Annotated in this window: 20 protein-coding genes; 7 read left to right on the top strand and 13 right to left on the bottom strand. The window is 71.0% G+C overall.

Annotated features, from left to right (window positions below):
• The first annotated feature begins 204 nt into the window (after positions 1–204).
• The gene (locus tag WMF17_RS27545) at positions 205–819 is read left to right on the top strand and encodes a glutathione S-transferase family protein (RefSeq protein ID WP_437596138.1); all 615 of its coding nucleotides are present in this window, start codon (positions 205–207) and stop codon (positions 817–819) included.
• Between the two features lie 10 nt (positions 820–829).
• Here WMF17_RS27545 and WMF17_RS27540 read toward each other — a convergent pair whose 3' ends face one another.
• A complete protein-coding gene (locus WMF17_RS27540; protein WP_437644109.1) occupies positions 830–1573 on the bottom strand; it encodes a formylglycine-generating enzyme family protein in 744 nt (247 codons plus the stop codon).
• A gap of 114 nt (positions 1574–1687) precedes the next feature.
• Here WMF17_RS27540 and WMF17_RS27535 point away from each other — a divergent pair, with 114 nt between their 5' ends.
• A complete protein-coding gene (locus WMF17_RS27535; protein ID WP_437644108.1) occupies positions 1688–2389 on the top strand; it encodes a hypothetical protein in 702 nt (233 codons plus the stop codon).
• A 21-nt stretch (positions 2390–2410) separates the two neighbouring features.
• Complete coding sequence (locus WMF17_RS27530; RefSeq protein WP_437644107.1) at positions 2411–4147, top strand: NFACT RNA binding domain-containing protein; 1737 nt, start codon at positions 2411–2413, stop codon at positions 4145–4147.
• Between the two features lie 18 nt (positions 4148–4165).
• On the opposite strand, the gene WMF17_RS27525 is transcribed toward WMF17_RS27530, so the two are convergent.
• The 3 genes from WMF17_RS27525 to WMF17_RS27515 all read right to left on the bottom strand — a co-directional run bounded on the left by WMF17_RS27525 (position 4166) and on the right by WMF17_RS27515 (position 6604).
• Positions 4166–4624: a tellurite resistance TerB family protein gene (locus tag WMF17_RS27525; RefSeq protein ID WP_437596134.1), complete on the bottom strand. Its 459-nt coding sequence runs from the start codon at positions 4622–4624 to the stop codon at positions 4166–4168.
• 25 nt (positions 4625–4649) lie between these two features.
• On the bottom strand, positions 4650–5429 hold the full coding sequence (locus WMF17_RS27520) for a HAMP domain-containing protein (protein ID WP_437596133.1): 780 nt from the start codon (positions 5427–5429) through the stop codon (positions 4650–4652).
• A 137-nt stretch (positions 5430–5566) separates the two neighbouring features.
• The gene (locus WMF17_RS27515) at positions 5567–6604 is read right to left on the bottom strand and encodes a PA0069 family radical SAM protein (RefSeq protein WP_437596132.1); all 1038 of its coding nucleotides are present in this window, start codon (positions 6602–6604) and stop codon (positions 5567–5569) included.
• Positions 6605–6828: 224 nt separating this feature from the next.
• On the opposite strand from WMF17_RS27515, the gene WMF17_RS27510 reads away from it, so the two are divergent.
• Positions 6829–7251: a cupin domain-containing protein gene (locus tag WMF17_RS27510; RefSeq protein WP_437596130.1), complete on the top strand. Its 423-nt coding sequence runs from the start codon at positions 6829–6831 to the stop codon at positions 7249–7251.
• A 71-nt stretch (positions 7252–7322) separates the two neighbouring features.
• Here the strand turns inward: WMF17_RS27510 and WMF17_RS27505 are convergent, their stop codons facing one another.
• The 6 genes from WMF17_RS27505 to WMF17_RS27480 form a co-directional block, all read right to left on the bottom strand.
• On the bottom strand, positions 7323–7769 hold the full coding sequence (locus WMF17_RS27505) for a CoA-binding protein (RefSeq protein WP_437604316.1): 447 nt from the start codon (positions 7767–7769) through the stop codon (positions 7323–7325).
• Positions 7770–7931: 162 nt separating this feature from the next.
• Positions 7932–8276: a hypothetical protein gene (locus tag WMF17_RS27500; RefSeq protein WP_437644106.1), complete on the bottom strand. Its 345-nt coding sequence runs from the start codon at positions 8274–8276 to the stop codon at positions 7932–7934.
• A 371-nt stretch (positions 8277–8647) separates the two neighbouring features.
• Positions 8648–9214, bottom strand: coding sequence for a hypothetical protein (locus WMF17_RS27495; RefSeq protein ID WP_437596128.1), 567 nt, complete (start codon positions 9212–9214; stop codon positions 8648–8650).
• Between the two features lie 881 nt (positions 9215–10095).
• Complete coding sequence (locus WMF17_RS27490) at positions 10096–11028, bottom strand: RCC1 domain-containing protein (protein ID WP_437596126.1); 933 nt, start codon at positions 11026–11028, stop codon at positions 10096–10098.
• A 325-nt stretch (positions 11029–11353) separates the two neighbouring features.
• Entirely contained in the window at positions 11354–12034 is a 681-nt protein-coding gene (locus WMF17_RS27485) for a sialate O-acetylesterase (RefSeq protein ID WP_437596125.1), read from the bottom strand.
• A gap of 495 nt (positions 12035–12529) precedes the next feature.
• Positions 12530–12850 (bottom strand): hypothetical protein, encoded by a 321-nt coding sequence (locus tag WMF17_RS27480; protein WP_437644105.1) that lies wholly within the window; start codon positions 12848–12850, stop codon positions 12530–12532.
• Here WMF17_RS27480 and WMF17_RS27475 point away from each other — a divergent pair.
• From WMF17_RS27475 to WMF17_RS27465, 3 genes are all read left to right on the top strand, one after another.
• Positions 12843–13046: a hypothetical protein gene (locus WMF17_RS27475; protein ID WP_437651480.1), complete on the top strand. Its 204-nt coding sequence runs from the start codon at positions 12843–12845 to the stop codon at positions 13044–13046. The genes WMF17_RS27480 and WMF17_RS27475 overlap by 8 nt on opposite strands.
• Positions 13043–14248, top strand: a complete 1206-nt coding sequence (locus WMF17_RS27470) for a mechanosensitive ion channel family protein (protein WP_437644104.1) — start codon at positions 13043–13045, stop codon at positions 14246–14248. Before WMF17_RS27475 ends, WMF17_RS27470 begins: the two co-directional genes overlap by 4 nt.
• Before the next feature lie 130 nt (positions 14249–14378).
• Entirely contained in the window at positions 14379–15341 is a 963-nt protein-coding gene (locus tag WMF17_RS27465; protein ID WP_437644103.1) for an L-lactate dehydrogenase, read from the top strand.
• 40 nt (positions 15342–15381) lie between these two features.
• Here the strand turns inward: WMF17_RS27465 and WMF17_RS27460 are convergent, their stop codons facing one another.
• From WMF17_RS27460 to WMF17_RS27450, 3 genes are all read right to left on the bottom strand, one after another.
• The gene (locus tag WMF17_RS27460) at positions 15382–16884 is read right to left on the bottom strand and encodes an FAD-dependent monooxygenase (protein ID WP_437644102.1); all 1503 of its coding nucleotides are present in this window, start codon (positions 16882–16884) and stop codon (positions 15382–15384) included.
• 146 nt (positions 16885–17030) lie between these two features.
• Positions 17031–18239, bottom strand: a complete 1209-nt coding sequence (locus WMF17_RS27455) for an FIST signal transduction protein (RefSeq protein ID WP_437644101.1) — start codon at positions 18237–18239, stop codon at positions 17031–17033.
• Between the two features lie 202 nt (positions 18240–18441).
• Positions 18442–23841, bottom strand: coding sequence for a DNA repair ATPase (locus WMF17_RS27450; protein ID WP_437644100.1), 5400 nt, complete (start codon positions 23839–23841; stop codon positions 18442–18444).
• Positions 23842–24185: the final 344 nt, after the last annotated feature.

Here is a 24185-nt window from a genome sequence, read left to right as displayed (position 1 = left end):
CTGTGCAGCGCGGGCCAATGCGCCGTGCACGCCGGTTACGGCGCGGGGCTCTCGAAGGCGGCCCGCGGCCAGGCGTCTCTGCTCCCTTGAACTGCTCTCGATGGCACAGATGCTGCAACTTGCGCAGGTCGCGCAAGCCGAGCGCGGGGCAATCAGCGCAACTCAACAGCAAGTCAACAGACGATATTCCTGAGGAGACCGAAGATGAAACTGTATTTCATGCCCGGCGCCTGCTCGCTGGGGCCGCACATCGCGCTGGAGTGGACCGGCAAGCCGTATGAGACCGTCAAGCTCACGGCGCCGCAGACAAAGGAAGCCGAGTATCTCGCCGTGAACCCGCTCGGCGCGGTGCCGGCGATCGTCGAGGAGGACGGCTGGGTCCTCACCGAGGGCGCGGCGGTCCTGAGCTACATCGCCGATTCGTATCCGGAGGCGAAGCTCGGCGGCGACGGGTCGCCGCGCGGCCGCGCCGAGGTCACGCGCTGGCTCGCGCACCTGACGTCGGACGTGCACAAGGCGTTCGTGCCGCTGTTCGCGCCGGAGAGGTTCATCTCCGATCGCGGCCAGTGGGACGACCTCAAGGCGCACGCCGTGAAGAAGATCCGCGCGTTGCTGGCGCACCTCGACCGCCAGCTCGCCGGTCGCGACTTTCCGGTGGGCTCGCGCCGGACGGTCGTGGATGCCTACCTGTTCGTCTACCTGGGCTGGGCCGAGAAGCTGGCGGGCGGCCTCGCCGAGTTTCCCCATCTCGCGCGTGTCTTCGCGCGGATGAACGCCGATCCGGCCGTGCAGAAGGTGCTGCGCGACGAGCAGGCCTGACGTCGCGGCGCTACGTCCCCGCTCCTGGATCCTTGCAGCAGCGAAACCCGATCTCGTAGAACCGGAACATCGGTCCATGCGAGTCGTTGGTCCCGCGGCACCCCGCCCACGGCTTGGACCAGTAGCCGCCCTTCAGCGACGAGCGGTGCGGCCACTCGGGTCGCGACGTCGACACCCACTCTTCCACGTTGCCGACGAGATCGACCGCGCCGTACGGGCTCACGCACGCCGGATACGAGCCGGACGGCTCGCCCTGCCAGAGCCGCTGCGTCTCGGCGGCCCGCACCGCCGGGTCGTTCGACGCGAGCCGCCGCTCGCTGATGCCCCGGTAGGGCTTGCTCACGTTGCAGGCGGCCGGATCCTGCGCGTGGCCGTAAGGGAAGGGGAGCGCGGACGGCCCCTCGCACGCGAGCTCCCACTCGAACTCGGTGCAGAGGCGCTTGCCGGCGGCGGCGCACTCCCGCTCGGCCTCGACGAAGCGGAGCATCACGACCGGCAGCGCGCCCGCCCGGTTCGGCCACTCGTGGCGGTCCATGCACGTGCGCACCGGCGTGAAGCGCGGCTCGGCGGCGAACAGCCCGGGGAAGAAGCTGAAGCAGTGGCCGCCCCGGTAGCTCGTGCAGATCCGCTGCACGTTCTCCGTGTGGGTGCCCTCCACGAGCACCATGTCGGGCGGGCAGGACGCCGCTGGCCCGGGTCGGGGCAGCGCGTCGGCCTGGGCGAGCAGCGGGGCGAGCAGGAGGTCGAGGAGCACGCGGCGGCTCTCTATCGCAAAGCCGCGCGCGCCGCACGCGAGGCCGCACGGCGGCTCGTCATCGGCGCTCGCGCGGCGCTCGCGCCCCCGCCCGCGTCGGGTTAGTCTCGCGCCATGGGAATGACGCTGCTTAGGACGCGTATCGCTGCGCTCGCAGTCCTGGCCTGGGGGAGCGCCTGCGGTGGAAACGTCGTCGTCGACGGGATGCCCGGCGGGTCAGGAGGCGCCGGCGCGACAAGCGCCAGCGCGGTCGGCGTCGGCGTGACAAGCACCAGTGCGGTCGGCGTCGGCGTGACAAGCACCAGCGCGAGCTCGACGACGAGCTCGACGGTGGGGACCTCGACCGGGGTGGGCGGCGGCGACGCGAGGTCGAGGTGTGTGGACTACTGCGAGCTCTTCCTGGCGACGTGCGGGCAGGGACCGGGCGACTGCGGCGACTTCTGTAATGAGCAGGTGTCCGCGGCGCCAGAGTGCAACGGCCAGCTCGTACCGTTCTTCGATTGCGCGATGGACGAGGTGTTCAATTGCAACGTCATCCCGCCCAGGTGCCAGCCGCTCCTGGATGAGTACAATGCGTGTGCGTCCGACCCCGCCTGCGGGGCGATCGCGTGCTTCGACGGCGGCGGCAGGGCCTGCACCTGCAAGGGCTCGTGCCCGGGCGTGGACCTGGCCGCCGAGTGCCGGCCGAACGGGCCCGGCAGCATCCGCTGCTCTTGCCTCGTCAACGGCGTGGAGGTGGACTTCTGTCAGGACAACGGCGCGGCGTGCGATCTCGCCCTTGGCTGCTGCGGGCCGATCTTCGAGCGGTTCCGCTGAGGGGTACGAGCGGCGTTCGCCATGGAGGACGATCAAGGGAGCGCGGCGCGAGGCGGGGCGCTCGCCGAGGCGATGGCGAGCTGGGTGGGGGCGCGGATCGACGCGGCGCACGCGAACCCCGCGACGGGGCTCGTCGCGCTGGCCGTGTACGCCGGAGCGCGGCGCGTGCTTGGCGTCGGCATCGGGCCGCGCGTCGCGGGGTCGGGGGTCCTGCCGCGGCTGCCGCGGCTCCGCGCCGAGGCGTCGCATCCGCTGCTGGCGGCCATGCGGGCCCACCTGGTCGGCCGCCGCGTGCTGGCCATCGAGGTGCGGGGCGACGGGATCGCCGTCATCGCCGGCGATGTGCTTCTGGTGGAAAAAGACCAGGAGAGCGAACTGTTGAGCGAAGCGGGGGCGGCGGTGGCCTCACCCAGGTTGAGCCCGGGGGCGGCGGTGGCCTCACCCAGGTTGAGCCCGGGGGCGGCGGTGGCCTCACCCGGGTTGAGCGCGGGGCCCGCGGCCTCACCCGGGTTGAGCCTTGGGGCGGCGGCGGCCTCACCCGGGTTGAGCCCTGGGGCGGCGGGGGCGGCGGCCTCACCCAGGTTGAGCCCTGGGGCGGCGGCGGCCTCACCCGGGTTGAGCCCGGGGGCGGCGGCGGCCTCACCCGGGTTGAGCCCCGCGGCGCGGCTGGAGCTCGCGCCGGGCCGCCGCGGCGAGGTGCGCCTGCTGGACGGCGCCGGCAACCTCATCCTTCGCTGGCCGCCGCAGGGGAGCGCCCCGCCGGCCGAGAGCGCCTACCCGGCGGATCCCCTGGCCGCCGGCGCGGCGCTGGTCGAGGCGAGCGACGACGCCGCCGCCGGGCAGGAGAAGGCGGCGCTCGCGCGCGCCGTCAAGGCGCGGCGCGCGGCGATCGAGCGCAGGGCCGAGGCGGTGCGCGGCGATCTCGGGCGGCTGGGGAGCGTGGCGCGCCTCCAGAAGACGGGGCAGCTCCTGCTCGCGCAGGGCGCGCGGGTCCCGCGGGGGGCGGCGCGAGCGCTCCTCGACGACTGGGAGACCGGCGGCAAGCTCGAGGTCGCCCTCGACCCGGCGCGCCCCGCGAAGGCGCAGGCCGAGGCCTTCTTCGCCAAGGCGCGGCGCTACCAGCGCGGCGAGGCGGTGATGCGCGCGCGCCTCGCCGAGACCGAGCGCGCCCTCGAGGCGCTCGCCGCGCTCGCCGCGGACGTCGCGGCGGCGTCGGCGCGGCCAGAGGCGCTCGATCCGCTCGCGCAGCGCGCGCGCTCCCTCGGCGTCGCGCGCGCGGAGCTCGCCGGGGTGGGCGCCGCGGGGGCGGGTGAGCCGGGGATGCCCGGAGCCCGCGGCCGGCGGGCCGCCCGGGCCGCCCCGCGGCGGCCGTTCCATGCTTACCGGAGCGCGTCCGGCGCGGCGATCCTCGTCGGCCGGGGCGCCGAGGACAACGACGCGCTCACGACGAAGCATGCGCGGCCGCACGACCTCTGGCTGCACGCGAAGGGCGTCGTCGGCTCGCACGTCGTCGTGCCGCTCCAGAAAGGGGCGAGCTGCCCCGCCGACGTGCTCGTGGACGCCGCGACCCTGGCGGCGCACTTCAGCGACGCGCGCGGCGAGGCGGTGTGCGAGGTGAGCTATCTCCCGCGCCGCTACGTGCGCAAGCCGCGCGGCGCGGCTCCGGGCGCGGTGGTCTTCGACCGGGAGAAGGTCATCGCCGTCCGCATCGAGGCAGAGCGCCTGTCGCGGCTGCTCGCGACAAAGGAAGAGGCCTGACGGCCGCCCTGATCCGGCTCAGGCCGCGAACGCCCCCCGGACCTGCTCGTTCAGCTGATCGAGCCGGCGCGCCGGCAGCTCCGCCGCGCGGGCGAGCGACTCGATCACCGCGCGCTCCGCGTCGGAGATCCCCTCGCTCGCGTGGGCCACCGCCAGCGCGACGAGGATGCCCTCCTCCACCGCGTCGCAGTCCATGAGGATCTCCGCGAGCAATCGCACCCGCGGCTCGACGCCCGCCGCCGCGATCACCTTCAGGCTCGCCTCGATGAGGTAGCGGACGAGCTCGGCGTTGAGCTGGGTGCCGAGCATCGGCTCGATCAGCTGCCGCAGGGCGTCGATCTCCTCGGCGTCCACGTTGCCGTCGGCGTTCGCCACGAGCGCGCCGAGGTCGACGATCGGGGTCGGGTTGTACTCGTTCAGATCGAAGCGGGCGCGGAGCAAGCCGGCTGCCTGCTGGATCAATGCGGGAGGTTTCATGTCGTCTCCGCTCCGGCGATCCGGCTCATGACTCACCACCTCTCGGAGCGCGGCGCCGCACCGTCTCGGCCTCGCTGAGCCCGAGGCAGAGCTGCGCCCGGAGCGCGCGCAGCCCCTCGAGCACCTCGGCCGAGACCTTCTCCGACTCGGCCCGCTCGATGGCCGCGTCGAGCGTCGCGAGCCGGCCTGTCTGGAGCGCCTTGAGCGAGTAGGTCATCTGCACGAACGTGTCGAAGAGGTCCCCGAGCTCATCGCCCTTGCGCAGCCCCCCTCCGATGGTGAGCCGCGTCGTGCCCACCTGGCGGCAGAGGCGCTTCAGCTGGTGGACCGGCCCCACGATGCGCTGGGTGATGAAGATCCCGAGCACGCCGAGGACGACGAGGAGGAACACGCCGCCGCCGACGAGGATGTTGAGGAGGCGCTGTCGCAGCCCCTCGACCTCGGCGCGCCGCTTCGCGACCTCCGCCAGGTTGCGCTCGTGCTCGCGGTTCGTCTTCTCGAGCTCCTCGTCGAGGGTGCTGTCGAGCTCGGCGTTGTCGCCGCCCAGCGCGGCGGTGCTCATCTTCAGGATCTTGGCGCTGTTGGCCGCCTCTTTGAGCGCGAGCTCCGCCTGGGTCGCCGCGTACTGCGCCTGCTCGTTCGCGACGCTCGCGGTCTGCCAGATGACGAGTCCGAGCACCGCCATGACCGCGAGCACCACCGAGACCAGGAGCCCCGTGTACTTGAGCTGGAATCGCGGATTCAGGAGCAGCTTGCGGCGTGGGGCCGGGCGGGCTGTGGCGTGATCCTGGGCGGGAGAGGTCATGAGGTCTCGTCAGCGGGCGGACGGCATCACCGCCTGCCCAGGACAGGGCGCGAGCGGGGTCGCGCCGGTGCGACCCCCCCGAAAATGCACTGCCTTCTCACTGGTACCCCATTCCTTGCGCCGGTCGCAAGGGTCATTCAGAGGTCGAACAGCGTCCCCTGCCGGCTCGGCCGCCGGAAGGTCGAGCGCTCTTTTGCCTCGTCCGCCTCGTCGCCAACGCGCGCCGCGTTCAGCTCGAGGCGCTGGCAGTGCACCTCGAACAGCCGCTGGATCGCCGCCCAGCGCGCGCCTGCGCCCTGGAATCGCGCCCCGAAGGCGGCCTCGTTCATCTTGCCGCCGCGCATCTCCTGGATGCCGCGGCGGACCTTGCCGGCGCGGTCCGGGAAGGCCTCCTCGAGGCGCTCGTCGAAGACTGGGAGCACCTCGCGCGGCAGGCGCAGCGGCATCATGAAGGCGCTCTGCGCCCCGGCGTCCCGGGCGCGCTCGAGGAGCTCCGGCACGTCGCTGTCGTTCAGGCCGGGGATCATGGGCGACAGGGAGATCCCGGTCGGCACGCCCGCGTCCGAGAGCGCGCGCATGGCCTCGAAGCGCAGCGATGAGCGGCTCGCGTACGGCTCCATCTTGCGCGCCACCGCGTCGTCGGCGAAGGGGATGCTGAAGTGGACGCGGGCGCGCGCGCGCCGCGCGAGCTCGCCGAGCAGGGCGGCGTCGCGCCGCACGAGCGCGCCCTTGGTGATGAGCCCGACGGGGTTCCGGAACGCGAGGCAGACCTCGAGGCAGCGGCGGGTGAGCTCGTAGCTCGCCTCGAGCGGCTGGTAGCAATCGACGTTGCCGGAGAACACGATCGTATCGCCCTGCCAGCCCGGCTTGTTGAGCTCCTTCTCGAGCAGCTCGGGCGCGTTCGCCTTGACCACGATCTTGCGGTCGAAGTCTGTCCCGGCGCCCCAGCCGAGGTACTGGTGCGAGGGCCGGGCATAGCAGTAGGCGCAGGCGTGGATGCAGCCCCGGTACGGGTTGACGCTGTACCGGAATGGAAGATCGGGGCTGTCGTTCGCGGTCACGATGGATCGGGCCTGCTCCTCGAAGACCTGCAGCGTCGCCGGGGGCGCCTCTTCGAGGTACTCGACCTGCGTCGACGACCACGGGTTCGGAGGGTTGTTCACGGGGCGCGGCATGGTGTGGTCAGCGCCGGGCGAGGAGGCGGTCGCTGCGCGCGCAGTGTAGCGCGTCCTGGCCGGGATGGGAGCATTTGTTCAGTGGAGACCGGCGGGCTCCACATCGCGGCGGGCTGAGCGGCGGCGGGCGCGCCGGGGAGGCGCGCGGCGGCGCCGGGGAGAGCGGATTGACAGGGCAGGGGCGGCCTGCTGGCATGAGGGCGCTCAGGAGCGACGTGAGGGACATGGCCAATCAGAGACAGCCCGGGTTCGATCTTCGCAGCACTTACCTGCACCTCGCCGACGGGGGCGACGCGCTGCCCATCGAGGTGAGGCCGACGTTCTGGCAAGAGCTGATGTCCGGCGACTCGAAGGCCGCGGACATCCGGCGGATCACGGACGATGGAGGCTGGCTGGTGATGCGGTTTCACCTGACCGAGGACACGCCGCAGTGGGAGATGCACCCGGCCGGGGACGAGATCCTGTGTCTCCTGTCGGGCGCGAGCGACGTCGTGCTGGAGGAGCAGGGCAGCGAGCGGGTCGTCGCGCTGGTCGCCGGGACGACGTGCAAGGTCCCGCAAGGCGCGTGGCACCGGTTCATCGTGCGCGAGCCGGGGGACCTCCTGTCGATCACGTACGGCAAGGGGACGCAGCACCGGCCGCTGTAGCTGCGCGGCGGCGACACCGGCTCACGCTCGTCGTCCGCCGTGCCCTCGGTGCCTGATGTCCCTAACGAGCCTCAGCCCTGCCCGACGACGCGGCGGTGGTCGACCATGAGGCAGCGGCTTTGCACGACGAGGATGCCGGCCTCGACGAGCCGCTCGGCCACCCTGTCGTTCCGGATGCCGAGCTGGAGCCAGACGGCGCGCGGCCGGGCGGCGAGCAGGTCGGCGAGGTGCGCTGTGACGTCCTGGCCGCGCCGGAAGACGACGACGATGTCGATCGGTCCCGGGACGTCCGCCACGCGGCGATAGACCGGCTGGCCGAGGATGGTCTTCACGTCGGGGTAGTAGACGGGGACCGGGATCACCTCCACGCCCGCGCTCTGCAGGTAGCTCGGGACGTAGAAGGCGGGCTGATCCGCCTGCGCCTCGATCTTGATGCCGAGCACGGCGACGCGCCTCGCTGAGCGGACCAGCTCGGCGACCCGGGCCTCGTCCTGGCTGATGTCGCGAATGTCGTTCATGCAGGGAGTGTACGTCCGCCGAGCCGGCGTGGCACCCATGGCGGACGCCTTGCCTCCGCTGCAGCGGCTGAAGCCGAGCTCGCGGAGGATCTTGCGGTCCTCGATGGCCAGCTGGACGATGGCGCTCCATCGCCGCATCAGCCTTGTTCCTGCGCAGACCCATCAGCCACTGGAGCCCCCGCTCCGCCTTCCGCCGGTGCGTCGGCCGGGCCATGAGGACCTCCCTTGCAGGACGACGACGCGAGGCCCGAGGACGCGTCCACGGGGGCGGAGCGGGAGCACCCAGAGGCCGGGCAGGGGCGCCCCGCAGGCGCTCAGGGAAGCCACGACGTCGACAATCTCCCGGGCCACCGCGGCGACGCCCTGCGGTCCAGCGACGCGAGCGAACAAGGGCGCCAGGTGCCCGAGGTCGTCCTTCGTCCAGTCGTCGAGGAGATCGGGGCGCCGCTTCCAGTCGAGGTGCTGCAGGAGGCGCTGGCAGAGGTGGCGCGCGTGCCGCTCGGTCATCGAGGCGGCCAGCGGGACCAGCGCGAAGAGCGCCTCGTCCCAGCCGTCTCCAGACGGCGTCGCGAGCCGCGGCGGGGAGATGCGCCGGCACGGCAGCCTGTGCCTTGACCCGGTCGGATGCCTCGGGCCGCGCCGCCACGAGCGCGAGCGCGTCGTCCGCGCGGCCGAGATCGCCCAGGCGCGCCGCGACCGCCGTCACCATCGGCCGCCGGAAGCAGGGCGCAGCCGCGCACGCCTGGACCAGCGCGGGCACGAGGTCGGCAGGCGCGTGGGGCGCGAGCGCGCACACGCTCCAGCACGCGTCCGCCGGCAGCTCGCGCGCCAACGCCTCCGGCGCGCTCGGCGTCGGGCAGCTCGCGCGCCAGCCGAAGCTACACCGGATCCACCCAAGTCCACTTGTCCGAGAACAGGCACACGTAGATCGTCGCGTTGCCCATCAACGCCCCGTCCATCTCCACATCCGGCACCACCTCGTTCCCGAGCTCCGGTGGGATCGGTCGGTAGCCGGGGTACGTGGCCTCGATCTCTTCTGCGACCGCCGCCGAGATCTCGTCGGGCTCGCCCCTGTCGTGGATCCCGTAATAGGGCCCGAGAAGGCTCACGTGGAAGCTGAGCGAAGCCCTGTCGCTGAGCGATGGAACGGGCCCCGAGTCCTCGGGGCGATAGATGCGGGCCGAGTAGGCCGGCTCGACCCCCCCCGCCAACAGGCTGAGCGACTCGTTCTGAAGGCTGTATCGATCCCCCACGCGGCGGATCATCGCTTTCCACGTCAAGTACTCCGCTCGCCCGCGGTTTGCGGCTTCCACCAGGCGGCGGCGCTCCTCCGTGTCGTCGTAGCAGGGCTCGCTGGGAGGCACGTGGACGCGCTCGAAGTTACGCACGCCCCGCGGGTAGAAGCGGTAGACGACGTCGAGCAGCTCGGAGCGAGTTATCATCATGGCCTCATCACCGTGGCGCCGAGCCGCGGGTACTTGGATTTGAACGTCGCCCGCATCTCGTCGATGAACCTACTGCAGAAGATCCCTTCCGGGAGGTTATAGTTCATGCGGCGTGCGACGTCCTCTGCGATCCCTATGCTGAGCATGGCCGCACGGTTTGGCCGGATTCGCCCCATACGCTGAGTCCGTAGCGGCATCCCTACCCTGAAAGAGCACGTCCAGCGGCGCACCGGGCGCAGGTTATGCAATTTCGAGAATGGCAGGTTGGCCTTGGCCTCCTGCCATCCACCGCCCTCGTCCTTGCCGTCATCTTTGACAATGGTGCCGAAAGGGAAATCCTTCCGTGAGAAAAGGAGACGATGGGGAACTGCTGCTGAGCTTCGCCAGTCGGATCGCCTGCGTTCGTTGGCTCGGCATCCAGTATGCACGAGACGCCGAAGAGCGAGGAAAACAGAGCGAGGACGACAGCGGGCAGGCTCTTCATGTGCGAAACCTAACGTCCGCTCTCGAGCCATCCAGTCCGGCGGATCCCGTAGAGCATCGGTACTGGCCACGGAGGTCCTTGCGCCCCCAGATCAACCTGAGCACGATCGAGCGCTCGGGTGGGGTGTTGGCATACATGGGTGAAGCCATCGCCGTCTGAAGTGTCGGGTGGCGGCGTGGACGTCGGAGCGAGCAAGCTGACAGGTTCGCTCATCGCGGTGCTCAGCTTCAAGATGGATGGATAGTTGAGCGGCTCCGATCAGGTTTGCTGAGGAACAGAAGACCAAGCCCCCTCGGAAAACTTGCGAGAAGTCGTCCGAGAGGGCTCGCTCCGGGGGTGGCTTGCATCCAGTGAGCGCGCGCCGCGATTGAATCGCTCGAGGCGCCGCAGCGGCGCGCTACGGCGCCTCGAGCTGACCGTAAAAATTGTCACCCCAGCAAGTGATCGTCTGATCCGCCTTGATGCCGCAGGCGTGAAAGGCGCCGCCCTCGATGCTGGTAAAGCGGTCGTTGGGTCGCGACTCCATGGGGATGAACACCTGCTCGCCATCGACGACCGTCGGCCGCTCTCCCCAGCAGGTTGCCGCGCCGCCGGCTTCGAGCCCGCAAGAGAAGCCGTAGCCGGCGGTAAGCGCGGAGAAGGGGCCCGTCGGCGCAGTGAGCTGCTGGTGCTCGTCATTGCCCCAGCACACCGCCGTGCCGTCGGAGACGCGTAGCCCGCACGCATGGTAGTTGCCGGCCGCGAGCTGAGAGAACGTTTCCCCAGCTGGGACCATGAGCGGATCGAGCCGGGCGTCGCCCCAGCAGGTGGCGGAGCCCGCCGCGTCGAGCACACAGCTCAAGGTTTGCCCGCATACGATTTGCGTGAAGCCGCTCGCCGCCGGGTAGTCGTCGAGCCCGCGGCTGAGCTGGCCCCAACACTCGATAGCGCCCGCGCTGGTGAGCCCGCACTTGTGATACGTGCCGGCGCAGATCTGCGCGAATCGGCTGGCGGGTGGGTCAAGCTTTCCGCCGTAGTTGTCACCCCAACAACCGAGGCTGCCGTCGGGACGGAGCCCGCAGCCATGGTCGCCCCTGAAGGCGATCTGCGTGAACGGTCCCGCTGGTGGCTCGAGCTGACCGTCGCGGTTGCCCCCGCCCCAGCACGTCACCTCGCCGCTCGTCAGCAGCGCACACGTCGCGGCGTCGTCGGCCGAGATGGCTCGAACCTTCTGCGTGCCGGTGTCAACCGTCTTCTCGGAGCGCCGTCCGTCAGGGACGCTGCTGCAGCCTTGAACGACGAACACGCCCAGCGCGCACCCCAACACCTGCCTCACCATGCGGCTCAGCATGTCAGATCCAGCGCCCGCCTGGCAACTCGCGTGCACCGCGCGAGGGAGCCCGGCGGCCAGCTTTCAGAGGTTGAGCTTGCGGAGAATCAACGAGGGGGGCCAGGAGAGCCAAGCCGCTCGTGTCGTGGTACTGGTAGCAGATCGGCTGCGACATCGAGAACTGCAGGCATCGCCACCCGCTCGTGGGCGTCCCTGTGCGCTGACGACGCGAACGAATGAGGCGTTCTCAGCCCGCGATCCCCACGGCCGACATCATCAAAGGCCGCTCCAATCCAGTGGATTCGAGCGGCCTCGGTCGCGCGGGCACCCGCCGCGAGCCGCTTTGTTACCACCCCAAAGCTTCGATCATCTTCTCGCCATAACGCGTGCCCATGAGAACAACGGACGCATGATCGAAGTGGTACTCATCCATGACCTTGGTCCCCTGCTGAGTGATCCAGTATCCCTGAGGCAACATGTCGGCCGCCTGGTGCACGAGGTTGTTATGACCGCTGCAGCATCCGCCCCCGGGGAGCTCTCCAAGAATGAAGGGAACGTCGTAGTCGGCCCCCCAGGCTGCTTTCACCTCGTTATAGAGCTGGACGACCTTGCCGGGCCATGAGCTCTGGCCGCTGTCGGACTCACCCTGGTGGAAGATGATGCCCGCGAAGCGCGCATTCTCAGCCGTCTTCGCTTTGGCGATCTTGTTCAAGATCATCTGGTGATGTGAGCCACCAGAGATGAACGTGTTGATCGACTCACCGCTCTCAGCGGTGCCGACCAGCCCGATCGTATCCCCCTCAGCCAGCTTTCCGAGCAGGGTCTTGCCGAACCAGATGCCCGGGTCGACGGCGGTCGACAGGTTCCATCCTTTTTCACCAGGGCAATCGTTGAGCGGCGGATTGGCCACGTTCCACTGTCCGGCCGGCTGATTGCATCCGCCGAGGACCTTGAGCCGCGCGTCAGAATTCTGGTCACTGGCCTGTTTGTCTGCGACACCGGCCATGTTCGACTGGCCCATGAGCATGAAGACGTGAAACGTCGGACTTGAGCTCGGTGCGCCGCCGGTGCCTGCCCCGCTGCTAGCCGATGCGGTCCCTCCCGTGGCGCCACCTCCAGTTCCAGCGCTCGTGCTGCCCGCCGCGTCGCCTCCGGTCCCCGCGCTCGTGCTGCCCGCCGCGGCGCCTCCGGTCCCCGCGCTCGTGCCGCTCGTCGAGGCGCCTCCGGTCCCCGGACTGGCCCCTCCGGTGTTGTCGTTCTCACCGGTCGCGCCGGACTCGCCACAACCGGACGCCGCGATGATGAAGAGAAATGGGAGGAGCAGGAGTCTGCGTGTGCCTCGGCCTGTGCGGCTCATCTCGGTCATGGTCGTTACCTCGTCGCGCCGGGGCGCGATCTGAAGAGAATGGCGGAATTGGTAGGCCGGCGTCGCGACGCCGGTGCGGCGAACCTCGCCCGCAAAGAGCTCAGCGCCGGGACCTAGCCTATCCCATCTTGGGAGCTTGGCATCCAGGATTCGGCTTCAGGACAGCACAGGGAGAAGACCGTTGATGCTGAATTCTTCCATTGTCGGCGGCGTTCGCCCCTCGCTGCGCCTCGATCGTCGACCGATCCTCTCGAAGCGAAGCGGTTTCTCGGTCCGGGACCGCGGAAATTTGAAACGGACGCGTCGCGCGGGCAACGCAGGGGAGCCATCACGAGGCAACCGCGCTGCGTCGCGAAATTTGCGAGCCTCTCGGAGTCCCCAGCTCTGCTGGGCGAAGCGGTCGACCAGCGCCCCGAGGCACGGCGCATCTCCAAACACCGTGCCCCACCGCTTGCAGGAGAGATCTGTCGTGATCACGACGGAGCGGCTCTCGTGCCTCTTGCTGAGGATGCGAATCAAGAGGTCCGCCGCGCTCGCCTCCTCCTCGGCGAGGACCTCCCCGACGGTCCGGTCCTTCTGGGTCGGGGCCGGCGGCTGCATCGCGACCGTCGCGACGGACCTGGCGCAGCGCAAGCCCCCCGCCCGCCGCTTGTGGCAGACTCACGCCCCGTGAACCTCGACCGGCTCCCGGCGCTCTGGGCCGACCTCTTCCGCTCCCCCGCCTCGCTGCCCGTCGCGCTCGGCCTGTCGCTCGCCGTGCTCGCGCTCGGGTTCGTCGCCTACCGCCTGCTCTTCGGCTTGCTCTCGCGCGTCGCGCGCGCCACGCAGACGTCGCTCGACGAGCTCCTGCTCCGGCGCATGCGGCTGCCGGCGCGCGGGCTCGTCGCGCTGCTCGCGCTCCACACGTACATTGCCCTGCGCGGGGGCGAGCTGCCCAGGATCCACAAGGGCGTGCTCCTCCTGGAGCTCGCGCTCGCGTCGTACCTGGTCATCGAGTTCGCCGAGACCCTGATCATCGACTACTGGCTCGCCGAGCGCCAGAAGGTGCAGATTCCGGCGCTCGTACGGCACCTCCTGCTCGCGATCCTCTACCTGGTCGCCGGCCTCTCGATCGTCGGCGCGGCCACCGGGGTCGACCTCGTGCCGCTGCTCGCGACCTCGACCGTGATCACGGTGGTCCTCGGCTTCGCGCTCCAGGACACCCTGGGCAACCTCTTCGCCGGGCTCGCCTTGCACTCCGAGCGCTCGTTCGGCGCGGGCGACTGGATCCTCGTCGACGGGATCGAGGGGCAGGTCGTCTACGAGGGCTGGCGCTCGACCCGCCTCAGGACGTTCTCCGGAGACATCGTGATCCTGCCGAACTCGATCATCGCCAAGGCGCGCGTGCAGAACTTCTGCGCCCCGGACCGGACGTGCGCGCGCAACATCGAGATGCTCGTCTCGCTCGACGCCGCCCCGGAGGCCGTCGAGCGCGCGGCGCAGCGCGCCTGCGCGCAGGTGGCGGACATCCTCCGCGAGCCGGCGCCCAGGCTCTGGCTCGCCGCCGTCACACCCCTCTTCCAGCGGTACGTCATCAAGTTCTGGATCGCCGACTTCGAGCGCCACGATCTGCTGGAGTCCGAGGTGATGAAGGCGTTCTTTCGCGCGTGTCGCGAGGAGGGCGTCGCGCTCGGCCCCGCCGCGGCGCAGCCCGGCCTCGCCCTCGATCCGCGCGTCATCGACCCGCGCGCCGCCGTCGATCCGAGGATGGCCCCGCTGGTCCTGCCGGCGATCGTCGCGGTGCCGGCCGCCCCGGCGCCCGCCGCCGCGAGCGGCAAGGCCGACGCGGGAGCGCCGCGCCAGGGGCGCTCCGCCGAGCCGCTCCCGGAGAGCTGAGCCCCGCGACCGGACACAGCGGGCGCCGGAGATCGCTCGCTCCGGCCGCCCGGGCGAACGCGGCCTGTCGCGGCCTGTCGGGCCCCTGATTTGGCTTGGTCCGGCCCTGCCGCCGCGGTAGCCGATCGGTATGCCCGACCACCCGTCTGTCTCCCCCAGCAAGGTCGCGATCGTGGGCGCTGGCAGCGTCGGCGCGACGATCGCTTACGCCTGCCTGCTCCGCGGCGCGGCGAAGGAGGTCGCCCTCTTCGACGTGAACCGGATCAAGGTCGATGCCGAGGTGCTCGACCTGAACCACGGCCTGCAGTTCGTCCCGGCGGCGACGCTCGAGGGCAGCGATGACGTCGAGGTCTGTCGCGGGGCGCACGTGGTCGTCATCACCGCCGGCGCGAAGCAGAAGCCCGGACAGAGCCGGATGGACCTCGCCACCGCGAACGTCGCGATATGCCGCGAGCTCCTGCCGAAGCTCCTGGCCGTCGCGCCGGACGCGCTCTATCTGCTGGTGACCAACCCGGTCGACGTGATCACGTATGTCACGCTCAAGCTGACGGGCCTCCCGCCTGCCCGCGTGATCGGCAGCGGCACGGTGCTCGACAGCAGCCGGTTCCGCTTCCTGATCGCCCGGCAGCTGAACGTGGCCGTGCAGAACGTCCACGCGTACATCGCCGGCGAGCACGGCGACAGCGAGGTGCCGCTGTGGAGCAGCGCGAGCGTCGCGAACATCCCGCTCGACGCGTGGTCGGTGCCGGGCCACGGCAAGATCGGCGCGAGCGACCGGACGGCGATCTTCCACGGCGTGAAGAACGCCGCTGCCCAGGTGATCTCCGGCAAGGGCGCGACGAACTACGCGATCGGCCTGGCGACAGCCAAGATCCTGGAGGCCCTGCTCCGCGACGAGAACCGCGTGCTGCCCGTCAGCAGCCTGCTGAGCGGCTACCGCGGGATCGACGATGTGTGCCTGAGCGTGCCGTGCATCGTGAACCGGTCTGGCCTCGAGTCGCAGCTGCCCATACCGATGAGCCCCGAGGAGGACGCCGGCCTCCGTGCCAGCGCGGACACGATCCGCAAGGCGATCCGGTCGCTCGGATTCTGAAGATCGCGATCCGGATCGGTCGCGACGCCGAGACCGATCTCTAGCGGGCTTGCGCGATGCCAGCGCCGAACCAACAGGTCAAGGCATCCCGAAGGCCCTGATCCGTGCCGGCTCCGACCCAGGCGACATGGCCGTCGGGTCGGATCAACATCGCGGTGGGCGCGGCGACCGGGCCGATCACGGGCAGCTCCCACGGCCCGGTGGTTCGAGCTTCGATCCGTCGAACCCGATCCGCCCACGGCCCGATGTCGAATGCGCCGGGCGCGCCGAGGTCGAGCAGTACCGGTCGCGCTTCGTGCAGAAGCGTGAACACCCGCGTCGAGCCGCGCTCGGTCACCAGATCGAGATCGGGCATGCGACGACCGAGCAACGGGTGGCCCGGACCGAGATCGTAGTGGATGTCCAGGCCGGACATCATGCCGGCGTAGTGCTTGCGAGGCTCGGCCATCTTCAAGAGCTCGGACATCCTCGTCTGCAAGACCTTCGTCCGTTCGTCGCCCCGCATGAGCGCGACTTGCGCCAGGCTGTTCTCCAGCACGCGCGCACCGATCGGATGCCGCTCGGCCTGGTAGGTATCGAGCAGCGTCTCCGGCGAGCTGCCGCGTAGCACCTGGGCCAGCTTCCACCCCAGGTTCACCGCGTCCTGGACACCGATGTTGAGTCCTTGTCCGCCGGTCGGCGCATGCACGTGCGCGGAATCGCCGGCCAGGAGCACGCGTCGCTCCCGGTACGACGCCGCCTGCCGGGCCATGTCGGTGAACCTCGAGACGTAGGTGACGCCGTGAACACCGAAGTCGGTCCCATAGACGGCGACGAGCGCGTGCCGGAGGTCGTCCAGCGTCGCCTCGCCGCCCTTTTTGACGTGCGGCTCGTTCAAGACCACGCGCACGCGCTTGCCGTCCTCCAGCTTGCCGATGGCATTGATGCCCCTCTCGTTGGGGCGCATGCCCCACGCCGGCTCTTCGGTCATGTCGACCTCGGCAATCAGGTAACTGATCGACGGGTCCCATCCCGGAAAGTCGATGCCGGATTTCTTGCGGATCACGCTGCGACCGCCGTCGCATCCGACGAGGTACTGCGCTCGCAACCGGCCGCCGTCGCTCAGCTCGACATCGACGCCGGCGTCGTCTTGCACGAAGCCCGTCACCTCGCGGCCGCGATAGGTCGGTACCGCCAGCTCCTCGACCCAGCCGGCGAGGATGCGCTCGATGTGATTCTGTGTCAGCGCGAGCCCGTAGTTGTGGCGAGTCGGAAAGTCGCTGAGGTCGAGGCGGTTCATCGCGAAGCCCGTCACCTGCATGACGTTCCCTTGCGAGAGGAAGCGCTCCGCGACTCCGCGCTGATCGAGCACCTCGATCGTGCGGGAATGCAGACCGCCTGCCCGCGATCCCACGAGGTCCTGGTTCTTGCGCCGCTCGACGATCGCGACGTCGACCCGTGCGAGCGCGAGCTCGGCCGCCAGCATGAGCCCCGTCGGGCCTCCTCCCGCGATCACCACCGCATGCTTCGTCATGGCCACACCGCGTCCGGGTTCGTCGTGCATTTCGATCCTCCGTCGTCGCGCGTTTCTCGTATGCGCCCGGTGAGATGGCCGCGAACGAGCGCGCCGGCATGCCCCTCACACCCAGCCGACGGATGAAGGATCTCGTCGCTCGTTGATGGGGCACGAGCCGCTCGGCAAGGCCCCCCTCAGCCGCTGGCCGGCCCCGTCCCCTGGTCCGACTCCCCCCACGCCACCATGACCGCGCTCGTGTTGTGGAACCCCTCGACGCTCCCCCCGAACTTCGCGATCTGCCCGTAACACGCCATCCCGAACATCGGATGGGCCGCCCCGCTCGGCGACAGGAACGCCCGCACCTCGTCCCGGTACCGCTCCCCCAGCACCCGGAACCGCGACGCACAGTCGAACACAAACGCCCCCGACACCGCGGGCAGCGACCCGAGCACCTTCGTCGATAGCCCCTTCGCCGCCTGGAGCAGCCCGTCGGCCGTCGCGTTCACCACCCGCACCACCTGCCCCCGGGCCAGCCCGCCGGTCAGCACGACCGCCCCGTCCCCCCGGATCGCGATCGGCCCCCGGATCTTCAGCGCCTCCCCGAACGGCGTCTTCGCCCCGAGCGCGTGCTTCGCCATCGTCTGGAGCAGCCCCTCGCCGCTCGAGCGCAGCCCGAGCCGCGACAGCTCCTCCTCGATCACCCGCGCCGCCGGCTGCCCGTCCAGCGTCCTGAGCACGTTCCGCTCGATGTCCGTGATCGTGAAATCCCGCCCCCCCTCGGCCGCCCGGAACCCGTGCACGACGTCGATGTTCACCCGGTGCCGGTGCGTCAGCCGCACGAGCACCGCCGCGTCCGTCAGCGCCTTGCGGCCCAGGAACACCCGCGCCCCCTCGAACGTCCACCCGTCGCCCGCCGTCCCACCGAAGACCCGCGTGTGCGGCGGCACCCCCTGCCGGAGCGCCGCCACGAGCTCGTCCCCGTCGCACGCGAACGCGTCCGCCAGCACCAGGATCGAGCTCGGCGCGCCGCTGCGCGGGCCGTTGCTCGAGACCGCCTCGTCCATGTCGCTCAGCGCCGCCCGGATGCTCTTGCCGTGATCCGCCCGCAGCTCGCGCGCCGCAGCGCACGTCACCTCGACGTGCGCGCCCCCGAGGAACGCGCACGAAACACCGCTCCTGGTGAAGCCCCGCTCGGTGAACGACGCCCCGCCCGTGGTGGCCCCGATCACCGGGATGCCCGTCGCGTCCTCGACCGCGGCGAGGTACTCCTCGTGCTTCCCCCCGCTCGGCAAGGCCAGGATCGCGAGCCGCGCGGGCTCCTTCCACTCCGCGACCGTTCGCTCGACCTTCCGGCCGAGCAGCCACGCGTTCCCATCAAAGGGTCCGAGGGTCATCATCTTCATGCGCCGAAGCTCCTACGTGCCCAGCGCCGGAGCGCGGGGCTTCGAGTCCAGGCCATCCGCTGACCATACGCGTCGCGGCATGGTGATAACACGCACGACGGACCCCTCTCTACCCCTCTTGTAGACTTCTGCTCCGTGCGGTCGCCCGCCTGGTGAGCGCCCCGCGGCCGCGCGCCTGCGGAGCGCGGGTGCTGTGATCCGCTCACGCACCTCCGCGCCCGCGCGTGGGGTCTGCTTCACCAGGCCGCTCCGGCGGCGGCGGCTGGGTCTGCGGGCGCGCCGCGCGGACCCGCTCGTCGAGCGACCGGAGCGCCTGGCCGAGCTCCGCGATCTGCGCCTCGATCGCCCGGATGCCGAACGCGCTCTGCGTCGTCGCCTTCGAGAGCGGCGAGACGATCCGCTCCACGAGCGACAGGTGGTGGCCCACGAACTCGGACACCGAGCGATCCGTCTCGACCTTCACCTCGACCTTCGGCTGCGCGACCCCCTTGAGCGCCGCGGAGAGCCGCTCGATCTCCGGCGCGAGCCACTGCTTCATCTCCCGCGCCCGCGCGTCGCCCGCCTGCGCCGCCACGGCCGCCTTGCCGATCGCCCCGCGGATGCCCTCGAGCTGCTCGCCCAGCATCGAGAGCGTGCCGGTCACGCGCACGACCGGATCGTCCTCCTTGCCGCCCATCCGCTTGATGCGCTGGTACCCCTTCCTGATCTCCTCCCACCGCGCCTTCTGCTCGGGCGTCATCCGGCCGCGCAGCTCGCCGAGCTTGAGCAGGTTCTGCTCGGCGCCCGTCGTCAGCGTCTGCGACTCGCTCACGTAGTGATCGTCGATGAGCCGGTCGATCTCCTCGGGCGTGTGCGCCGCGACGACCTTCTCGGCCAGCTTGTTCATGTTGCGGTAGCTGCCCTGCAGCTTGAACGGCGGCTCCGTCCGGAAGGCGTCGTCCTGCGACGCGCTCCGGATGTACTCGAGGTTCACCGACAGGAGCACCTTCTGCACCTGGAAGAGCCGCTCGAACACGGCGACGATCTCCGAGACCTCCGCCGCGGAGTAGGCGTGCTCGAGCTCCGTCGTGGCGACGGGCTCGCCCTGCGCCATCCGGATCAGCTTGTGCGTGTCCCCCGGCGGCCGCCCCGAGAGCGGCGCGAGCGTCGGGTTCGACGTGAGCGCGTTCTCCAGGTAGCTCAGCGCGAACAGCTGCTCCTTGCCGTCGAGGATGTCGCCCAGGTTGTAGGTGTCGGCCCGGTTCGACAGCATGTCCGGGATCTGGAACCGCGCGCCCGACTCCGTGTACGGGTTGCCCGCCATCACCACGCAGAACTTCTTGCCGCGCAGGTCGTACGTCCTCGTCCGGCCCCGCCACACGCCCTCGATCCGGCGCTGCCCGTCGCAGAGCGAGATGAACTTCTGGAGCAGCTCCGTGTTCGTGTGCTGGATGTCGTCGAGGTAGAGCATCACGTTGTTGCCCATCTCGAACGCCAGGTTGATCTTCTCGACCTCCTGGCGCGCGGTCGCGTTCGGGGCCTCGGTCGGGTCGAGCGACGTCACCTCGTGGCCGAGCGACGGCCCGTTCACCTTCATGAACACGAGGCCGAGCTTGCTCGCGACGTACTCCATCAGCGTCGTCTTGCCGTAGCCCGGCGGCGAGATGAGCAGCAGCATGCCCATCAGGTCGGTGCGCTTCGCGTCGCCCGCGGCCCCGAGCTGCTTCGCCAGGTTCGCGCCGACGAGCGGCAGGTACACCTCGTCGATGAGCCGGTTGCGCACGAACGACGTGAGCACCCGCGGCGCGAACTCCTGGAGGCGCAGCCGCCTCCGCTCCCGCTCCGCGATCTCGCTCCGCACCTTCCTGTAGGCGCGGTAGCGCGGCGCCCTCTCGTGCAGGAAGTCCTCGATCCTGCTCAGGAATTCGTCGAGCCGCAGCGCGAGCGCGCGCTCCTTGATGCGCGGGTGCTGGCCGAGCAGCCCCTCGACGCGCGCCTCGGTCACGGCCCCGCTCGGCTCGCGCTCGATGTGCCGCTCCGTCACCATGACGACCGCCGCCTCGAGCGCGAGGTGGCCGAGCGGGGCCGACGGGGGTTTGGGGGCAGAGCCCGGCTTGCCGGGCGAGCCCCCATCGTTGACCGCGTCTCGCGCGGCGAGCCCCCGCAGCCACGCCAGCGCGAGCTCCAGCCGCTCGGCCGGGTGCTTCTCGAGCTGCCGGAGGTCCTCCTCGAGCGCCCCGCGGCCGCCCTCGAGGTCGAGGCGCGCGAGCAGCGCGGCGCGCAGATCGAGCGCCGCGTCGCTGGTCACGAACCTCGGGTGCTCCGCCGCGAGCTCCTCGACGAGGTACCGCGCCGCGACGCGCACGTCCGCCGCGCTGCTCACGTCCGCCGCGAGCCGGTGCGCCGCCGCCGCCGCGGCCACGCCCGCCGCGAGCTCGGCCGCGAGCGCCGCCCGCGCCTCGCCCGCGCCGAGCTGCGCCGCGAGCCGGCCGAGGCTCCGCGCCCGCCGGTGCGCGAGATCCCGGGCGCGCGGGTCGAGCCCCGCCCAGGTCAGGCAGGCGAGCGCCCGCGGCGCGCTGCCGAAGCGGAGCAGCCCCGCCGTGGCCCGCAGCGCGAGCAGCTTCTCCAGGAGGTGCGCCGCGTCCGCGTCGTGGACGCCGCGCTCGTAGCCCTCGTCGTGCCGGTCCGCCGCGTACGCGCGCACCGCGGCGAGCAGCCCGCCGGGGCCGAGCGACGCCTCGCGCAGCCGATCGATCGAGAGCCCGCCGCGCCCCGCCTCCGCGTCCGCGAGCATCGAGCCCGCGAGGAGCTCGCCCCGGTAGACCTCCGGGGTCTCGCTCACGAGCTCCTGGCCCCAGAGGTCGCGCGCGCTCTCGAGCGCCGGGTCCTCGATCGGCTCGAAGAAGTCCGTCCCGGTGAGGTGCAGCGCGAGCCCCTCGCCGTGCGGGACCAGCGTGAGCTCCAGGGCCTGGGTGCTCACGTTGAAGCGGTGGCGGCCGAGCTTGATGACGTCGCCGCCGCCGCCCTCGAACAGGTCCTCCCGGTCGCGCAGCGCCCGGAGCGCGTCCTGCCGCGCCGACTTGAGCCGCGCCTCGACCTCGTCCCCCTTCACGCTGTCGCCGAGCGCGTGCAGGCTCGCCGCGAGATCGCGGATCTTCGCGACCATGGCGTCGGACGCGAAGTACGTGTTGAGCTCGTCCACGGTCGCGAACGAGCGCGCCCGGCGCGTCACCCCCTGGACGATCCGGTCCGCCGCGGCGACGAGGTTCGAGACGCGCCGCTGCCGCTCGTCGAGCAGCGTCTGCCGCCGCGCGGCGATCGCGTCGTTCACCTCCTCGCGCTTCGCGGCGAGCTCGCCGAGGAACTCGTCGAACTCGCCGAACTTCCCCTCGAGGTCCTCGAGCTGGACGAGGAGCTTCGAGAGCTCGGCGTCGCAGCGCTCGGGCGAGTCGCAGACGGCCAGCGCGCTCGAGACGCTCTGGCCGAACACCTTGAACTGCGCGCCGAACTCGGCGCGCCCCTCGGCGCCCCGGAGGTCCTTGCCGCGGGCGCTCAGCGTCGCGCGCGCGCGGTTGAGCTGCGCGTAGACCTCGCTGATCCCCTCCAGGATCCGGGTCCGCGCCGTGGGGTCGTCGACCTTCAGGCCCGCCACGATCTCGGCGAGCACCGAGAGCCCCTCGTTCACGCCGTCGAGGTCCGCGGCGAACGGGGCGAGCTCGGACGACCTCGCGACCGCCTCGATCTTCGCGATGAGGCCCGCGAGCCGGTCGGCCAGCGGCCGGAACGCCTGGTCGCCGAGGAGGAACGTCACGCACGCGCCGCTCACCTCGTCGGTGCGCGCCAGGATCTCGGCCTCGAGCGCGTCGACGCGGCCGAGGTCCATGTACTTGAGCTCGCGGAGCGTGATGAGGTGCCCCCGCTGCCGCCGCAGCGCGGTCAGGGCCTTCAGGAACGCGTCGACGCTCGCCGCGTCCTCGGGCCGCACCCCGCCGAGCAGCTGTCGCTGCGCCGCCTCGGTCTCGGCGAGCGCGCTCGCCGCGCGCGCCTTGATGGCCTCGACCTTCTCGAACTCGTCGACGATGCTCTCCGAGACGGTCCGGAGCTCGTTCACGGTCGACAGGAGGTCGCCCGCCTCGGCGTGGCCGAGCCAGTAGTAGGCGTCGGTCATCCGCTCGGCGGTCCGGATGAGGTCCTCGAACGTCTGGCGGGTCGGCGACCCGTCCATCGCCGCGCGCCGCATGCTGAGCGCGTCCGAGATCCCCCGCACGAGGTCGGCGTTGCCGACCTTCGCGAGGTACGAGCCGTCGGTCGGCGCCGACGCCGCGAACTCCGCGGTCATGAACGGCGTCTGCCAGATCTGCATCGGGTGGACGCGGGTCGGCTCCTCGCCCAGCGCCCGGAAGATCACCATCTTGCCGTCGTCGAAGAGGCTGTACCCGTGGCACTGGATCGGGGTCGCGATCTCCTTGCGGATCAGGTTGTACGGGAAGAGCACGTAGCGCCCGTCCACGACCTGGTGGAACACGTAGAGCACGTCTTCCCCGTTCGGCGAGCGGATGACCCGCTCAAAGACGAGGCTGTCGGTGCTGCCCTCGAAGCGCTTCATCTCCCCGGTGATGAGGTAGTAGCCGTTCGGGAAGACGATGCCCTGGTCCTCCGGGAGGCTCAGGCAGGCGAGGCCGATCGCGTCGATGCGCACGACCTTCCGGGTGCGGCCGTTGTAGACGAGGTAGCGGTACGACGGCTCCCGGAACGGCTTGATCTTGAGCAGGATGAGCGGCCCGAGCCGGGCGTACTGGATGTCGGCGTCGTCGAGCGCCTGGCCCGCGTCGTCGACCGGCTCGCGGTAGATGCCGAGCCCCGTGGCCGTGTTGTTCTCGACCTTGATGGTGAGATCGCCGCCGACCGTCTCGACGAAGATCTCGCCGAGGATGGTGACGTGCGGGTGCTTGCCCTGCACGTGGTCGTCGCGCGTGGTCTGCGTCCAGGCGAAGTCGTGCGCCCGCGGGCGGACGTTGTCCTCGTCGCCGCGCGCGTCGAGGTAGCGGACGCGCCCTGTCGCGTCGATGCTCCAGCGGAACACCTTGACGTCGCGCTCGGTCGCGCCGACCTGGAAGACGGCGAGCATCCGCGTGTCGCTGCGCCGGAGCTGGAGCAGCCGGGGCTCCTTGACGTAGCGGTGGAGGTCCTTGAACTCCTTGACGAAGGTGGCGTCGCCGAGGAACGCGTCGCTCTCCTCGAGCGGCGCGTGCGACAGGTCGAAGGCGCCGCCCTCGCTCGCGAAGCGGTGGAGGCTGAAGACGTCGTCGACGTTCACCTCCTTCAGCCCCATGAACACGAGGTAGCCGACGAGCAGCTTGCCCCGGATGCTCACGATGTCGCGCGGCAGGCAGTTGTTTTCGGTCCTGACGCGCGCGTTCTCGAGGAGCGCGAGGTCGGTGCCGCCGAACACCTGCTTTCGCCGCGCGTTGAGCGCCTCGGCGCGGCGGCCGAGCTCCTCGGCGCGCTCGACGAGCCGCCGGCGGATGACCTCGTAATTGCCCCCATCCAGCGTCTCCGCCGCCTGCGGGGGGGGCGCCCCCGCCGTCCGGGCCGCGCCGTCCAAGGCCCCTGTCGCCACCATGCATGCTCCGTGTGGTCAGGCTCGATGCCCGCCCCCGCGTCGAATCCGCGCGGGCCTCGGCCTGTCCGCGGCCAGGTTACAGCCGTTCGCCGCGTCCGGGGGGCGAGATGGCGACCGCGCCGCGCGGCGGCGCGAGACAGGCCGCTGCGCGCGTGGGCCGTGAGGGGGGTCACGGCGCGCGCGGGCCGCGAGGGGGCCGCGGCGCGCGCCGGCCGCCAGGCGCGCCGGGATGTCAAGCCCGGGCTGGCCCCCTGTCGGCCGGCGCGCCGCCCGCGGATTCCCCCGCGTCCCGGCGGGCGGCGCGTCGCAACGCCGCCACGGCGTCGTCGCAACGCCGCCACGGC

The organism is Sorangium sp. So ce362 (genome assembly GCF_051519845.1).
Taxonomy (GTDB): domain Bacteria; phylum Myxococcota_A; class Polyangia; order Polyangiales; family Polyangiaceae; genus Sorangium.
The sequence above is the reverse complement of the archived record's forward strand: the minus strand, read 5'-3'. Positions and strand labels throughout refer to the sequence as shown.

What these genes read in the sequence shown, in the direction of transcription:
- WMF17_RS27500 (WP_437644106.1), bottom strand. Translation starts at nt 8,276, where the DNA reads ATGACCGAGCGGCACGCGCGCCACCTCTGCCAGCGCCTCCTGCAGCAC.
- WMF17_RS27545 (WP_437596138.1), top strand. Translation starts at nt 205, where the DNA reads ATGAAACTGTATTTCATGCCCGGCGCCTGCTCGCTGGGGCCGCACATC.
- WMF17_RS27490 (WP_437596126.1), bottom strand. Translation starts at nt 11,028, where the DNA reads ATGCTGAGCCGCATGGTGAGGCAGGTGTTGGGGTGCGCGCTGGGCGTG.
- WMF17_RS27450 (WP_437644100.1), bottom strand. Translation starts at nt 23,841, where the DNA reads ATGGTGGCGACAGGGGCCTTGGACGGCGCGGCCCGGACGGCGGGGGCG.
- WMF17_RS27515 (WP_437596132.1), bottom strand. Translation starts at nt 6,604, where the DNA reads ATGCCGCGCCCCGTGAACAACCCTCCGAACCCGTGGTCGTCGACGCAG.
- WMF17_RS27530 (WP_437644107.1), top strand. Translation starts at nt 2,411, where the DNA reads ATGGAGGACGATCAAGGGAGCGCGGCGCGAGGCGGGGCGCTCGCCGAG.
- WMF17_RS27520 (WP_437596133.1), bottom strand. Translation starts at nt 5,429, where the DNA reads ATGACCTCTCCCGCCCAGGATCACGCCACAGCCCGCCCGGCCCCACGC.
- WMF17_RS27460 (WP_437644102.1), bottom strand. Translation starts at nt 16,884, where the DNA reads ATGCACGACGAACCCGGACGCGGTGTGGCCATGACGAAGCATGCGGTG.
- WMF17_RS27455 (WP_437644101.1), bottom strand. Translation starts at nt 18,239, where the DNA reads ATGAAGATGATGACCCTCGGACCCTTTGATGGGAACGCGTGGCTGCTC.
- WMF17_RS27525 (WP_437596134.1), bottom strand. Translation starts at nt 4,624, where the DNA reads ATGAAACCTCCCGCATTGATCCAGCAGGCAGCCGGCTTGCTCCGCGCC.
- WMF17_RS27465 (WP_437644103.1), top strand. Translation starts at nt 14,379, where the DNA reads ATGCCCGACCACCCGTCTGTCTCCCCCAGCAAGGTCGCGATCGTGGGC.
- WMF17_RS27505 (WP_437604316.1), bottom strand. Translation starts at nt 7,769, where the DNA reads ATGAACGACATTCGCGACATCAGCCAGGACGAGGCCCGGGTCGCCGAG.
- WMF17_RS27535 (WP_437644108.1), top strand. Translation starts at nt 1,688, where the DNA reads ATGGGAATGACGCTGCTTAGGACGCGTATCGCTGCGCTCGCAGTCCTG.
- WMF17_RS27495 (WP_437596128.1), bottom strand. Translation starts at nt 9,214, where the DNA reads ATGATGATAACTCGCTCCGAGCTGCTCGACGTCGTCTACCGCTTCTAC.
- WMF17_RS27510 (WP_437596130.1), top strand. Translation starts at nt 6,829, where the DNA reads ATGGCCAATCAGAGACAGCCCGGGTTCGATCTTCGCAGCACTTACCTG.
- WMF17_RS27485 (WP_437596125.1), bottom strand. Translation starts at nt 12,034, where the DNA reads ATGCTCATGGGCCAGTCGAACATGGCCGGTGTCGCAGACAAACAGGCC.